12 protein-coding genes are annotated in these 13,806 nt (G+C 74.9%); all 12 read left to right on the top strand.

The genetic code is table 11. From position 1 onward, the window contains the following. Positions 1–672: 672 nt before the first annotated feature. The 12 genes from AC4H2G_RS16260 to AC4H2G_RS16205 all read left to right on the top strand — a co-directional run bounded on the left by AC4H2G_RS16260 (position 673) and on the right by AC4H2G_RS16205 (position 13,771). Complete coding sequence (locus tag AC4H2G_RS16260) at positions 673–1,398, top strand: hypothetical protein (protein ID WP_494366762.1); 726 nt, start codon at positions 673–675, stop codon at positions 1,396–1,398. Then, positions 1,395–2,417 (top strand): HAD-IIA family hydrolase, encoded by a 1,023-nt coding sequence (locus AC4H2G_RS16255; RefSeq protein ID WP_494366761.1) that lies wholly within the window; start codon positions 1,395–1,397, stop codon positions 2,415–2,417. The genes AC4H2G_RS16260 and AC4H2G_RS16255 overlap by 4 nt, the downstream gene beginning before the upstream one ends. 134 nt (positions 2,418–2,551) lie before the next feature. Then, the gene (locus AC4H2G_RS16250; protein ID WP_494366760.1) at positions 2,552–2,785 is read left to right on the top strand and encodes a hypothetical protein; all 234 of its coding nucleotides are present in this window, start codon (positions 2,552–2,554) and stop codon (positions 2,783–2,785) included. Between the two features lie 2 nt (positions 2,786–2,787). Further along, entirely contained in the window at positions 2,788–3,732 is a 945-nt protein-coding gene (locus AC4H2G_RS16245; RefSeq protein ID WP_494366759.1) for a TlyA family RNA methyltransferase, read from the top strand. Then, positions 3,729–4,703, top strand: coding sequence for an NAD kinase (locus AC4H2G_RS16240; RefSeq protein WP_494366758.1), 975 nt, complete (start codon positions 3,729–3,731; stop codon positions 4,701–4,703). Before AC4H2G_RS16245 ends, AC4H2G_RS16240 begins: the two co-directional genes overlap by 4 nt. Positions 4,704–4,705: 2 nt before the next feature. Continuing rightward, positions 4,706–6,463 carry a DNA repair protein RecN gene (recN, locus tag AC4H2G_RS16235; RefSeq protein WP_494366757.1) on the top strand — a complete coding sequence of 586 codons (1,758 nt, stop codon included), beginning with the start codon at positions 4,706–4,708 and terminating at the stop codon, positions 6,461–6,463. Between the two features lie 6 nt (positions 6,464–6,469). Beyond that, positions 6,470–7,654, top strand: coding sequence for a putative cytokinetic ring protein SteA (gene steA / locus AC4H2G_RS16230; protein ID WP_494366756.1), 1,185 nt, complete (start codon positions 6,470–6,472; stop codon positions 7,652–7,654). A 191-nt stretch (positions 7,655–7,845) separates the two neighbouring features. Continuing rightward, positions 7,846–8,892, top strand: coding sequence for a copper transporter (locus AC4H2G_RS16225; RefSeq protein ID WP_494366755.1), 1,047 nt, complete (start codon positions 7,846–7,848; stop codon positions 8,890–8,892). Between the two features lies 1 nt (position 8,893). Then, positions 8,894–9,745: a hypothetical protein gene (locus AC4H2G_RS16220; protein WP_494366754.1), complete on the top strand. Its 852-nt coding sequence runs from the start codon at positions 8,894–8,896 to the stop codon at positions 9,743–9,745. Beyond that, positions 9,742–11,355, top strand: a complete 1,614-nt coding sequence (gene murJ, locus AC4H2G_RS16215) for a murein biosynthesis integral membrane protein MurJ (RefSeq protein ID WP_494366753.1) — start codon at positions 9,742–9,744, stop codon at positions 11,353–11,355. Before AC4H2G_RS16220 ends, murJ begins: the two co-directional genes overlap by 4 nt. Before the next feature lie 58 nt (positions 11,356–11,413). Beyond that, on the top strand, positions 11,414–13,099 hold the full coding sequence (gene pyrG / locus AC4H2G_RS16210; RefSeq protein WP_494366752.1) for a CTP synthase: 1,686 nt from the start codon (positions 11,414–11,416) through the stop codon (positions 13,097–13,099). Further along, positions 13,100–13,771 (top strand): NUDIX domain-containing protein, encoded by a 672-nt coding sequence (locus AC4H2G_RS16205; protein WP_494366751.1) that lies wholly within the window; start codon positions 13,100–13,102, stop codon positions 13,769–13,771. The last annotated feature ends 35 nt before the right edge of the window (positions 13,772–13,806 follow it).

Raw genomic sequence — 13,806 nt, 5'->3', positions numbered from 1 at the left:
ACGGGGTGGGCCTTCGGCATTTCACCATCCTCCACAGCGTGCGCGATCATCCGCGCGGACGGCGTACCGCCGTCAGGCCAGCTGCACCGAGCAGCGCGCAGCCGGCGTGGGAGGATGATCAGCGCACTTCTGTACGGGGAGGGAACCCTGGTGAACGACACCCACGACGGCTCGGATCGCGAACGTCCGGCCTCTGACGGGCCGCGCGGAGAGCGCCGTAGTCGGGACGACCGAGCCGGAACCTCAGGTCCGGATCGCGGCAGACGTGACGGTGGGCCGGCGCGCTCGGGTTCCTCCGGCGCGCAGCGGTCCCCGCGGGGCTCGGGCGCGCCGCGCAGCGATCGTGGATCCGGGGAGCGCGCCGACCGGCGGGCGCCCGTGCGACGAGAGGGCGAGGGTCGTCCGGCGTCCCCACGTCGCGACGACCGCGACGGTGCGCGTGCGGGCGGGCGTGACGGCGGCCGCGGGCCGCGGGACGGCCAGCGTGACGGCAGGACGAGCGGTGGTCCCGACCGGTCGAGGGGATACGAACGTCGAGACGGCGGTACACGGACGGACGGGGACCGTCGCAACCACGCGCCGCGCGGTGGCGCGGGTCGCGATCGCGTGCGGTCCGACGACCGCCCGGCGCCGCGGCACCCCGCGGGCCCACCGGTTGCCGAGGACGTGAACATGTCGCAGCTCGACCGCTCCGCGCGGGCGCGCCTGCGGACGCTGAGCAAGGACACCGCGGAGGTCGTGGGAAAGCACCTCGTCATGGCGGGCCGACTCATCGACTCCGATCCCGAGCTGGCCTACGAGCACGCCCAGGCGGCGGTGCGCCGCGCCGGACGGGTCGACGTCGTGCGCGAGGCGGCCGGCCTGACGGCCTACAGCACGGGACGGTACGCCGAGGCGCTGCGCGAGCTGCGCACGGTGCGTCGGCTCAACGGCTCCTCGGAGCACCTGCCGATCATGGCGGACTGCGAGCGTGGGCTCGGCCGTCCCGAGCGGGCTCTCGCGCTGGCGGCCTCCGACGAGGCGCGCACGCTCGACGACGTGGGACGGACCGAGCTCGCCATCGTCGTGAGCGGGGCGCGCGTCGACCTCGGAGAGCTCGACGCGGCGCTTGCCGTGCTCGCCCAGGTGCCGCCCGCCGGGAAGCGGGGCGAGCTGGGGGCACGGGTGCAGCAGGCGAAGGCCTCCGTCCTCGAGGCGGCAGGGCGCACTGAGGAGGCCGCGCAGGTCCTCGCGAGCATCGACGCGTCGTTCCTCGTCGCTGACCCGGGTGACGACGACGAGGACGTGGTCGTCTACGACCTCTCCGACGACGACCAGTCCGGGACCGACGCCGCCGAGGACGCGGGCGAGCGCGCCGCGCAGACCGGAGCCGCGTCGTCGGAGGAGAGCGGACGGTGAGCGGGGGTCTGCTCGCGAGCGAGGTCGCGCTCGACGAGGCGTACGACCTCGCGCTCGTCGACCTCGACGGTGTCGCGTACCGGGGGCACGATCCGATCCCGCACGCCGCCGAGAGCTTGACCGGTGCTCGCGCGCGCGGGATGCGGCTCGTCTTCGTGACGAACAACGCGTCGCGCGAACCCGGCTCCGTCGCCGAGCAGCTCACAGGGCTGAGCATCCCGACGACCGCGGACGAGGTGATGACCGCCGCCCAGGCCGCGGCCGCGCTGCTGCGCACGCGGCTCGAGCCGGGCGCGCGCGTCCTGGTGGTGGGCGGCGCGGGACTCGTCACGGCGGTGCACGACGCCGGGCTCCAGATCGTCGAGAGCGCCGACGACGACCCCGTCGCGGTGGTCCAGGGTTTCGCGCCCGAGCTGGGCTGGACCCAGCTCGCGGAGGCGGCCTACGCCGTCCAGCGCGGCGCCTGGCACGTCGCGAGCAACCTCGACCTGTCCCTGCCGACGGCGCGCGGGTTCGCGCCGGGCAACGGCTCGCTCGTCGGGGCCGTGCGCGCGGCGACGGGGGTCGAGCCGGACAGCGCCGGCAAGCCGTCGCCGACCATGTACCGCCTCGCGATCGAGCGTGCCGGAGCCCGGTCGCCGCTCGTCGTCGGCGACCGGCTCGACACCGACCTCGCGGGTGCCCGCGCCGGCGGGTACCCGGGTCTGCACGTGCTCACGGGAGTGAGCACGGCGCGCGACGCGATCCTCGCCGAGCCGGGCCTGCGTCCGCACTTCCTGGGCGCCGACCTGCGGTCGCTCCACGAGGCGCACCCCGCCCCGACGGCCACGGGTGACGGCTGGTGGGCGTGCGGGCGCAGCGCGGCCCGTGTCGAGGACGGGTCGTTGCGTCTCGACGTGCGCGGTCCCGCGACGATCGACACCGTGCGGGCGGCGGCGTCCGCGGCCTGGGCGACGGTCGACGAGGGCGGTGCCGTCGACGCGGCGAGCGTGCCCGAGATCGCCGTCGGTTCGCACTGACCCGACGCCTGGCGTGCCGCGGTGTCGGAGGACCCGGCGCGGCAGTGGTCGATGTGCGGGTCCGGTGGGTCGCAACCGGTAGCGTTGGCGACGGCGGCCACGAGGCCGTCGTCGCAGCGCCGGAGGGAGCAGAGATGGCCGACGGGAACGCGCCGGGCGCGCCGACGCCGGGCGACCTGCGGCGTCGTGAGACGGTCCTCATGTCGGGACCCCACGACGGGGCGGGCACGGTCGACGCGTCCAGCACGCTCGACGACGCGCTCGCGCGGCTCGACCACCTCGACTCGCTGGCGACGCCGGCGCACGTGGAGGTGCTCGAGGCGGTGCACGAGGCGCTCGTGGCCGACCTGGCGCGCTCGGAGGACTGAGCGTGGCGGGAGGCTCGGGTTCTCGCCTGGACGGCGAGCTGGTGCGACGCGGCCTCGCCCGTTCGCGCCGCCACGCGGCGGAGCTCCTCGCGGCGGGCAGGGTGACGCGGGACGGTCTGCCGGTGACCAAGGCGTCGCTCGCCGTCGGGACGGCGACCGTGCTCGAGGTCGCACCCGACCCGGACGACCCGGGATATGCGTCGCGGGCCGCGTTCAAGCTCGCCGGGGCGCTCGACGCGCTCGAGGCGCTGCGCGGCGGCACGCCCGGGCTGCCGGCGCCACCGGCCGTCGACGGTGCCCGGTGTCTCGACCTCGGTGCTTCGACGGGCGGTTTCACCGACGTGCTCCTGCGCCGCGGCGCGGCCGAGGTGGTCGCGGTCGACGTCGGGCACGACCAGCTCGTCCCCGCTCTGCGCGCGGACCCCCGCGTCCAGGTCCACGAAGGGCTCAACGCGCGGGACCTCACGCCCGAGCACGTGGGTGCCGTGCCCGACCTCGTGGTCGGCGACCTGTCCTTCATCTCGCTCGCGATGGTGCTCCCGGCCGTCGCCGGGGTGGTCGGCCCCGGGACGGACCTCCTGCTGCTCGTGAAGCCGCAGTTCGAGGTCGGTCGTGACCGGCTCGGGAGCGGTGGCGTGGTCCGTGACCCGTCGTTGCACGCCGAGGTCGTCACGTCGGTCGCCCGCCATGCCGCGCTCGCCGGGCTGCGACCGGTGGCGGTGGTCCCGAGCCCGTTGCCCGGACCGAGCGGGAACCGCGAGTACTTCTGGTGGCTGCGGGCGGGCGACCCCCGCGAGGTCGACGACGCCGCAGTGGCCGACGCCGCGCGGCGCGCCGTGGCCTGGGACCCGGTCCCCGGCGCCGAGGCCCCACCCGTCGCCGTCGTGCTGCCCGCGCCCGGTCGCGAGACCGTGCGAACCACCCGCTCGACAGGAGGAGCACCGTGACACGTCGCGTGCTGATCGTCACCCACGGCGGCCGCCCGGAGGCGGTCGTCGCGCTGCGTGAGGCGGTCGCCGAGCTCGAGGCGGCGGGCTTCGCCGTCACGCTCCACGACGACGACCTCGCCGAGACCTTCGGCGACCACATGGCACTGACCCGTGTCCGTGAGGGGGTCACCGAGTCCGAGGTCGTCATGGTGCTGGGTGGTGACGGGACGATCCTGCGGGCGGCCGAGCTCACCCACGGGACCGACGTCCCGATCCTCGGCGTCAACCTCGGTCACGTCGGCTTCCTCGCCGAGAGCGAGCGCGAGGACCTCCACGCGGCGGTGACCCGTCTCGTCGCGGGGGACTACACGGTCGAGGAGCGCACCGTCGTCGAGGTGCAGGTGCACCTCCCGGACGGCGGCGAGCCGCTCGCCGGCTGGGCGCTCAACGAGGCGACGGTCGAGAAGGCGCAGCGCGAGCGCATGATCGAGGTCGCGATCGGCGTCGACGGTCGACCGGTGTCCTCGTTCGGGTGCGACGGTGTCGTGACGGCGACCGCGACGGGCTCCACGGCGCACGCGTTCTCGGCGGGCGGCCCCGTGATGTGGCCCGAGGTGGACGCGGTGCTCGTCGTCCCGCTCGCGGCCCACGCGCTCTTCGCGCGGCCGCTCGTGGTCGGGCCGCGGTCGACCGTGACCGTGGACGTCCTGCCGCGCTCCGCGTCGCCGGGCGTGCTGACGTGCGACGGCCGGCGGCGCATCGACCTGCCCAACGGCTCGCGGGTGGAGGTGCGCCGCAGCCCCACACCGCTGCGGTTCGCCCGGCTGAGCACGGCCCCGTTCACGGACCGGCTCGTCTCGAAGTTCTCGCTGCCCGTCGTGGGCTGGCGCGAGCGCGCGGCCGGCACCGCCGCCGCGACGCCGGCTGCCGCGTCGCCGCCCGCCGTGACGAGCCGCGCGACCGCGACACCCGACCCTGAGGAGGAGTGACCGTGCTCGAGGAGATCGTCATCGAGAACCTCGGCGTGATCCGGTCGGCGCGCGTGCCGCTCGGGCCGGGTCTGACCGTCATCACGGGCGAGACCGGCGCCGGCAAGACCATGGTGCTCACCGGCCTGGGGCTGCTCATGGGTGGCAAGGCGGATCCCGCGACCGTCCGTCCGGGCGCCGCGACGGCAGTCGTCGAGGGCCGCGTACGGGTCGTGGACCGGCCGGCGGTCGCGCGCCGGGTCGACGACGCGGGCGGGGAGGTGGACGACGACGGCACCGTCGTCGTGCTGCGCACGGTCGCCGCGGAGGGTCGTTCGCGCGCGCACCTCGGAGGCCGCAGCGTGCCGCAGGGAGTGCTCGCCGAGCTCGCGGACGACCTCGTCACCGTGCACGGGCAGTCGGACCAGCTCCGGCTGCGCACGGCGAGCCGCCAGCGCGAGGCCCTCGACGCGTTCGCGGGTCCCGAGCACCGTGCCCTGCTCGACCGGTATCGCGCCGCCTGGGCGGAGCGCAGCGTGCTCCAGTCGGAGATCGACGACCTCACCGCCCGGGCCGGCGAGCGGGCACGCGAGGCCGAGCTCCTGCGCCTCGGCCTCGCCGAGGTGGAGCGCGTCGACCCCCAGCCGGGCGAGGACACCGAGCTCACCGCGCTGGTGGCCCGGCTCGGCAACGTCGAGGAGCTCCGGGTCGCGGCACAGCTCGCGCACGACGCGATCGCGGGCGACGACGCCACCGAGCAGCCGGAGAACGCGGTCGCGTCGGTCGACCGGGCGCGTCGGGCGCTCGAGTCCGCGGCGCCCACCGACCCGGCCCTGGCCCGGTTCGCCGAGCGGCTCGCGGAGGTCGGCTACGTCCTCGCGGACGTCGCCACGGAGATCTCCGGGTACGTCGAGGACCTCGCGGCCGACCCGGCGGGGCTCGAGACGTCGCACGCACGGCTCGCGGAGCTGGGCACGCTCACACGCAGCTACGGGCAGACGATCGACGACGTGCTCGCGTGGGCGAGCGACGCCGGGCTGCGCCTGCTCGACCTCGACGACGGCGGGGAGCGGTTGCGCGCCGCGACGGAGCGCCGCGACGAGCTCGACGCGGAGCTCGGGAGCGTCGCCGCCGCCGTCACGGCGTCGCGCGAGCGCGCAGGCGCGGAGCTCGCCGCAGCGGTGACCGACGAGCTGCGCGGTCTGGCGATGAGCGGGGCGAGCCTGGTCGTGGACGTCGCCGCGACGGACGAACCCGGCCCGTGGGGTGCGGACGCGGTGACCTTCTCCCTCGCGCCGCACCCGGGCGCTCCGCCTCGGCCCCTGGGCAAGGGTGCGTCGGGGGGCGAGCTGTCGCGCGTCATGCTCGCGATCGAGGTCGCGCTCGCGACGTCGTCGGTCGCGGCGGACGGCAGCGGGCCGGCGCTGCCGACGTTCGTGTTCGACGAGGTCGACGCGGGGGTCGGGGGGAAGGCCGCCGTCGAGGTGGGCCGAAGGCTGGCGGCCTTGGCGCGCCGCGCGCAGGTGGTCGTCGTGACGCACCTCGCGCAGGTCGCGGCCTTCGCCGACGACCAGCTCGTGGTGACGAAGTCCTCGCCGGACCGTGCGGACGTGGACGGCGACGGGGACGCGAGCAGCCCTGTGACCGTGACGGGCGTGCGGAAGGTCACGGGGGAGGACCGCGTGCGCGAGCTGGCGCGGATGCTGTCGGGGCAGGAGGACTCCGACGCGGCGCTTCGGCACGCGCACGAGCTCCTCGAGTCGTCGGTCGTGGGACGATAGGGCACGATGAAGCTGACTCTGCGCAAGACCACGCTGCCGGAGACCGGACCCGACACGCTGGGCCCGGCGAAGGTCGACGCCCGGACGAAGGCCCTGACCAAGCGGCTGCACCCGGGCGACGTCGCGGTCATCGACCACGTCGACATCGACCGCGTGGCGGCGGACGCCCTCGTCGCCGCGAAGCCGGCCGCCGTCCTCAACGCGGCACGCTCGGTGTCCGGGAGGTACCCGAACCTCGGCCCCGACATCCTCGTCGAGGCCGGCATCGTGCTCGTCGACGACCTCGGTCCCGCGATCATGGCAATCCCGGACGGACGCGAGGTGCGGCTCGACGGGAACAAGATCCTGCTCGGTGACGACGTCGTCGCGGAGGGCGTCGTCCAGACGCAGGAGTCGGTCGCGCGCAGCCTCGAGGAGGCGCGGGCCAACCTCTCGGTCGAGATCGAGTCGTTCGCCGAGAACACGATGAACTACCTGCGGCGAGAGCGTGAGCTCCTGCTCGACGGCGTCGGCGTCCCGGACATCCGTACCGAGATCGACGGCCGCCAGGTGCTCATCGTGGTGCGCGGCTACCACTACCGCGAGGACCTCGCGACGCTGCGGCCGTACATCAAGGAGTACCGGCCCGTGCTCATCGGGGTCGACGGCGGAGCGGACGCCATCCTCGACGCCGGCTGGAAGCCCGACATGATCGTCGGCGACATGGACTCGGTCTCGGACCGCGCCCTGAGCAGCGGCGCGGAGATCGTCGTGCACGCCTACCGCGACGGCAAGGCGCCGGGGCTCGAGCGGGTCCAGGAGCTCGGGGTGGACCCCGTCGTGTTCCCGGCGACGGGCACGAGCGAGGACATCGCGATGCTCCTCGCGGACGACAAGGGTGCCGAGGTCATCGTCGCCGTCGGCACGCACGCGACGCTCGTCGAGTTCCTCGACAAGGGCCGGGCGGGCATGGCGAGCACGTTCCTCACCCGGTTGCGGGTCGGGGGGAAGCTCGTCGACGCCAAGGGCGTCTCGCGCCTGTACCGGCACCGGATCTCCAACGTCCAGCTCACGCTCCTGTCGCTCGCGGGGCTGTTCGCCGTCGTCATGGCGCTGATGTCGACGTCGGCCGGTCGGACGTTCTTCGGGCTCCTCGGCGCACGGTTCGACGACCTGACCTCCTGGATCGGCGCCCTGTTCGGCGGAGGCTGACCGGCGGAGGCTGACCGGCGGCACGACGGCGCGACCAAGTACGCACGGACGCACCGAGGAGTCGCCCGGCCGCCGGCGGTGACCCCGCCTGCCGCCGCCCGCCCGGACCGCACCCGCCCGGACCGCACCCGCCCGGACCGCACCCGACCATCTGACCACCTGCAGCACGCACCGAAGGACACCACCGCACAGTGATCGACTTCAGGTACCACATCGTCTCGTTGATCTCCGTCTTCCTCGCCCTGGCCGTCGGGATCATCCTCGGCGCGGGGCCGCTCCAGGGCGCGATCGGCGACCAGCTCACCGGGCAGGTGGAGCAGCTGCGCGCCGAGCGCAACGAGCTGCGCGACGAGCTCGACCGGGCGAACGTCACGCTCGAGGACGAGGCGCGCTACATCGAGGCGGCCGGCCCTCAGCTCGTCGCCGGGTCGCTCCAGGACCGTCGCGTGGCCGTCGTCGACCTGGATGGCGCCGACGGGGAGCGTGACGAGCAGATCGGCGCGCAGCTCGAGTCCGCCGGCGCGAGCGTCGTCGCGCAGGTGCGCCTCACCGACGCGTGGACGAGCGAGGACGAGGTGAGCGCGCGCGACACCGTGGCGGAGGGGCTCGCCGACAAGCTCGGGGACGTGCCGGAGGACGCCTCGACGGACCAGCGGCTCGCCCGCGCGCTCGCGCTCGCGCTCACGGGGACGTCCCCGCTGAACCCCGACGCGCGCAGCGACGAGGCCGTGGAGCTCGAGACGCTGCTCGAGCGCTTCGCGCTCGTCGACGTGGTCGAGGAGCAGGTCGCGCCGGCGGACGTCGTGCTCCTCCTCGCCGGACCGGCGCCTGAGCAGGCCGCCGAGGCTGCGGCGGAGGAGGCCACCGAGGCGCCCGCTCCGGACACCACCGTCATCGACATCGAGGTCGAGGTCGCCGTCGCGGCGCAGGACGTCGCGCAGGCCGCCCTCGTCGCCGGGAGCACCGCGGTGCCCGGTGACCTCGTCTCCACGATCCGTGGCTCCGAGGAGCTCGCAGCGAGCGTGTCGACGGTGAGCGGGACCGAGGCCGAGCCCGGCCGCATCAACGTGCCGCTCGCGCTCGCGGCCCGGCTCGCGGACCAGATCGGGCAGTTCGGGTTCGAGGAGAGCGCGACGGCGGTCCTGCCGCCGGCGGTCGAGCTGCCACCCGTCGTCCGTGGCTCGGACGACTCCGAGGGCGCCCCGACGAGCACGTCGACCGACCAGGGCGAGGGCTGACGTGGCGCGCGCGGGATCGGTGCTCCGGGCGGCCGGGGTCGCCGCAGCCACGACGACCGTCGTGCGGCGGGCCCTCGACGGGCTCTCCGGCGGCGGTGCCGAGCGCGGTGCCGAGCGCTGGACGCGCACGAACCACCGCGGCGAGCCCATCAGCCTGCTCGAGGGACCGGCGGCCGCCGCCGGGCTCGTCGCCGGAGCCCTGGCCGCGGGCGGCGACGCGCGCTCCCGCACGGCGACCGCGCTCGCCGCGGCCGGCGGCGGCGCCTTCGGCCTCGTCGACGACCTCGCCGAGGACACCTCCACCCGGACCAAGGGCCTGCGCGGTCACCTCGGGGCGCTCGCGCACGGCCAGGTGACGACGGGCGGCCTCAAGGTCCTGGGCATCGGCGCGACGTCGCTCGTCGCCGCGGCCGTCGGGACGCGACGCCGGGGCTCGGTGCTCGGCCACCTCGTCGACGTCGGCGTCAACGGCGCCCTCGTCGCAGGGACGGCGAATCTCGTGAACCTTCTCGACCTCCGTCCGGGGCGTGCGCTCAAGGCGTCCGCGCTCGTCACGGTGCCGTTCACGGCGTCGGCGACCGGCGGGACGACGGGCGCCGTCCTCGGTGCGGGCGCCGCGGCCGCACCGGCCGACCTCGGCGAGCGCGACATGCTCGGCGACTGCGGGGCGAACGCGCTCGGTGCGGTGCTCGGGAGCCAGGTCGCGTTCGCCGCGCCGCGGTCCGTGCGCTGGCTCGCGCTCGCGGGCGTCGTGGGTCTGACCCTGGCGAGCGAGAAGATCAGCTTCTCGGCCGTCATCGAGGGCAACGACGTGCTGCGGCGCGTCGACACGTGGGGGCGGCGCGCCGCGTGAGCGGACGCCCCGGGCGCCTGCGCGCGGCGACCCAGACGCTCGCGGGCGCGGCCGTGATGATCACGGTCGTCACGATCGCGAGCCGCCTCGTCGGCTTCGCGCGGTCGCTCGTGCTCTCGTCGACGCTGGGCACGACGGGCGTCGGGACCGCGTACACGTCGGCGAACATCCTGCCCAACGTGCTGTTCGAGGTCGCCGCGGGCGGGGCGCTCGCGGGCGCCGTCGTGCCGCTCCTCGCCGGTCCGATCGCGCGGCGGTCCAGGGAGGATGTCTCGCGCATCGCGTCGGCGGTGCTGGGCTGGACGCTGCTCGTCCTGGTGCCGCTCGGCGCGCTGCTCGCCCTGCTCGCGCAGCCGATCGCCGCGGTGCTCATGTCGAAGCATCCGGAGCTCGTCGACGTCACGGCGACGTTCGTCCGCGTGTTCGCGCTCCAGGTCCCGCTCTACGGGGTCGCCGTCGTGCTCGGCGGGATCCTCCAGGCGCACAAGCGCTTCTTCTGGCAGGCGTTCTCGCCGCTGTTGTCGAGCCTCGCCGTCATCGCGGTGTACCTCGTGTTCGTCGGTCTCGCCGACGGGAACCAGGAGGACGTCGCGGCGCTGTCCGGGCAGGCGATCGCGTGGCTGGGCTGGGGAACGACCGTCGGCGTCGCGGTGCTCGCGATCCCGCTGGTCGGGCCCGTGCTGCGCACCGGGACCCGGCTGCGTCCGCGGCTGCGGTTCCCCCACGGCGAGGGAGTGCGGGCGCGCAACCTCGCGCTCGCCGGCGTCGGCGCGCTCGTCGCGCAGCAGCTCTCGGTGCTCGCCGCGATGGGTGCCGCGCTGCGGTTCGGCCCGGAGTCCACCTTCCCGACGTACACGTTCGTGCAGCAGGTCTATCTCCTCCCGTACGCGGTGCTCGCCTTCCCGCTCGCGACGAGTGCGTTCCCGAGGCTCGCCGAGCACGTCGCCCACGCCCGCCAGGACCGTTTCCGCGCGCTGCTCGCGACGACGACGCGCGCGCTCGTCGTGGTCTCGGGTCTCGGCGTCGCGGCCCTCGTCGCGGCGTCCGGACCGGTCGAGGTGGTGTTCGCCGCCGTCGCGCGGACGTCCGTCGAGGGCCTCGGCGCGGGCGTCGCGTGGATGGCGCCGGGCATCGTCGGGTTCGCCCTGATCCTGCACCTGTCGCGCGCGCTCTACACGATCGACCACCAGCGCGTCGCCGTGGCGGCGACCGTCGCCGGCTGGGTCGTCGTGGCCGTCGCCGCCTTCGTCCTGCCGCTGGTGACGGGGGCGCGGGACGCCCAGGGTGTGCTGTCGATGCTCGGCCTCGCCACGACGCTCGGCATGACCGTCGCCGGCGCCGGGCTGCTCCTCGGCGTCCGGCGCCTCGCCGGGGTCGAGGCGGTCGCCGGCATGCTGCGCACGCTCCTCGTCACGGGTGTCGGCGCCGCCGCAGGAGCCACGCTCGGCGCGCTGCTGTCCCGCGCGCTCCTGCCCGACGACGCGGGCTGGCTCCCGGCCATCGGCGTCGGGGTCCTCGCGGCGGCGCTCGCGGGCGCCGTCGTGCTGGGGGCGTCGCTCGCGGCCGACCGTCCCGCGCTGCTGGGCGTCCTCCGTCGTGGCTCGGTGTGAGGCGCCTGACCCCCCGGTCCGCGTGCCGTCGTCCCGCCCGCTGTTAGGATGGAGTTCCGTGGCAGATCACCTGAACCGGCCCTCCTCCCGCCTCAACGCCTCGGGCGCTCGATCCGAGCACCGCACCGCGCACGTCTTCGTCACCGGCGGCGTCGCCTCCTCGCTCGGCAAGGGCCTGACCGCCTCGAGCCTCGGTCGTCTGCTCCGCTCGCGCGGACTGCGGGTCACCATGCAGAAGCTGGACCCGTACCTCAACGTCGACCCCGGGACGATGAACCCGTTCCAGCACGGTGAGGTCTTCGTCACCGAGGACGGCGCGGAGACGGACCTGGACATCGGGCACTACGAGCGCTTCCTCGACGTCGACCTCGAGGCGTCCGCGAACGTCACGACCGGCCAGGTGTACTCCCAGGTCATCGCGCGCGAGCGGCGCGGCGAGTACCTCGGCGACACGGTCCAGGTGATCCCGCACATCACCGACGAGATCAAGTCCCGCATGCGCGCCCAGGCCGGCGAGGACGTCGACGTCATCATCACCGAGGTCGGCGGCACGGTCGGCGACATCGAGTCCCAGCCGTTCCTCGAGGCGGCACGACAGGTGCGCCACGAGCTCGGCCGCGACGACGTGTTCTTCCTGCACGTCTCGCTCGTGCCGTACATCGGCCCCTCCGGCGAGCTCAAGACCAAGCCGACGCAGCACTCCGTCGCGGCCCTGCGCTCGATCGGCATCCAGCCCGACGCGATCGTGCTGCGCGCCGACCGTGTCGTGCCCGAGCCGGTCAAGCGCAAGATCGCCCTCATGTGCGACGTCGACAACGAGGCCGTCGTCAACGCGATCGACGCGCCGAGCATCTACGACATCCCGCGCGTGCTGCACTCCGAGGGCCTCGACGCGTACGTCGTGCGCCGCCTCGGCCTGCCGTTCCACGACGTCGAGTGGGACGGCTGGAGCCAGCTCCTGGAGCGGGTGCACGAGCCCGCCCACCGGGTCGAGGTCGCGCTCGTCGGCAAGTACATCGACCTGCCCGACGCCTACCTGTCGGTGACCGAGGCGCTGCGCGCGGGAGGCTTCGCCAACGACGCGAAGGTCACGATCCGCTGGGTCGCCTCGGACGAGTGCCAGACGCCGGCCGGCGCGGACGACGCGCTGCACGGCGTCGACGCGGTGCTCGTGCCTGGCGGGTTCGGCGTGCGCGGCATCGAGGGCAAGCTCGGCGCGCTGCGCTGGGCGCGCGAGAGCAAGGTCCCGACGCTCGGCATCTGCCTCGGTCTCCAGTCGATGGTCATCGAGTACGCGCGCAACGTCCTCGGCATCGCGGACGCGTCGTCGACGGAGTTCCACCCGGAGACCTCGGACCCGGTCATCGCGACGATGGAGGAGCAGCTCGCGATCGTCGGCGGCGACGGCGACCTGGGCGGCACGATGCGCCTCGGCTCGTACGAGGCGGCCCTCGTGCCCGGCTCGGTCGTCGCGACGACGTACGGCGCGGAGCGCGTCTCCGAGCGTCACCGGCACCGTTACGAGGTGAACAACGCGTACCGCGGCCGACTCGAGGAGGCTGGGCTCGTCGTCTCGGGCGCCTCGCCCGACTCGTCGCTCGTGGAGTTCGTCGAGCTGCCGGCGGACGTGCACCCGTACTACGTGAGCACGCAGGCGCACCCCGAGTTCAAGTCGCGCCCGACCCGCGCCCACCCGCTGTTCGCCGGGCTCGTCGCGGCCGCGCTCGAGAACCAGGCCGACTGAGTGGCCGCCGACCTGGGCGACGCGACGTCGCCCACCGGCCCGCGGACCGACGAGCCGGTGGCGGACGCGCTCGCTCCGAGACCGGTCGCCGAGACGTCGATCGTGCACGAGGGGCGCGTGTTCGACCTGCGCTCCGACGTGGTCGAGCTCGGCGACGGCGCGGTGACGCGCGAGTACCTCGACCACCCGGGGGCGGTCGCGGTCGTCGTCCTGGACGACGACGAGCGCGTCCTCCTGCTGCGCCAGTACCGGCACCCGGTGCGGCGTGAGCTGTGGGAGCCGCCCGCGGGCCTGCTCGACGTCGACGGCGAGGACGCTCAGCTCGCCGGCGCGCGCGAGCTCGCGGAGGAGGCCGACCTGCGGGCGGCGCGGTGGGACGTCCTCGTCGACTACTACACGTCGCCGGGCGGCTCCAACGAGGCCCTGCGCGTGTTCTTGGCCCGCGACCTGTCACCCGTCCCCGACGGCGAGCGGTTCGCGCGCGAGGCCGAGGAGCTCGACATGGAGCTGCGCTGGGTCCCGCTCGACGACGCCGTGGACGCGGTGCTGCGCGGCGACGTGCACAACCCGTCCGCCGTCGTCGGCCTCCTTGCCGCCGCGGCGGCGCGCGCCGCCGGCTGGTCGACCCTGCGCCCGGCCGACGCGCCGTGGCCTGAGCGCCGCGGCGGCTGACCGGAGGCGGTCCGCCGACCGGGCGACCGCCCGGT

It is taken from the genome of Cellulosimicrobium sp. BMG9.23 (assembly GCF_059159985.1).
The sequence above is the reverse complement of the archived record's forward strand: the minus strand, read 5'-3'. Positions and strand labels throughout refer to the sequence as shown.

Coding starts and splice junctions, on each gene's coding strand:
- AC4H2G_RS16250 (WP_494366760.1), top strand. CDS start 2,552: ATGGCCGACGGGAACGCGCCGGGCGCGCCGACGCCGGGCGACCTGCGG.
- AC4H2G_RS16260 (WP_494366762.1), top strand. CDS start 673: ATGTCGCAGCTCGACCGCTCCGCGCGGGCGCGCCTGCGGACGCTGAGC.
- steA (WP_494366756.1), top strand. CDS start 6,470: ATGAAGCTGACTCTGCGCAAGACCACGCTGCCGGAGACCGGACCCGAC.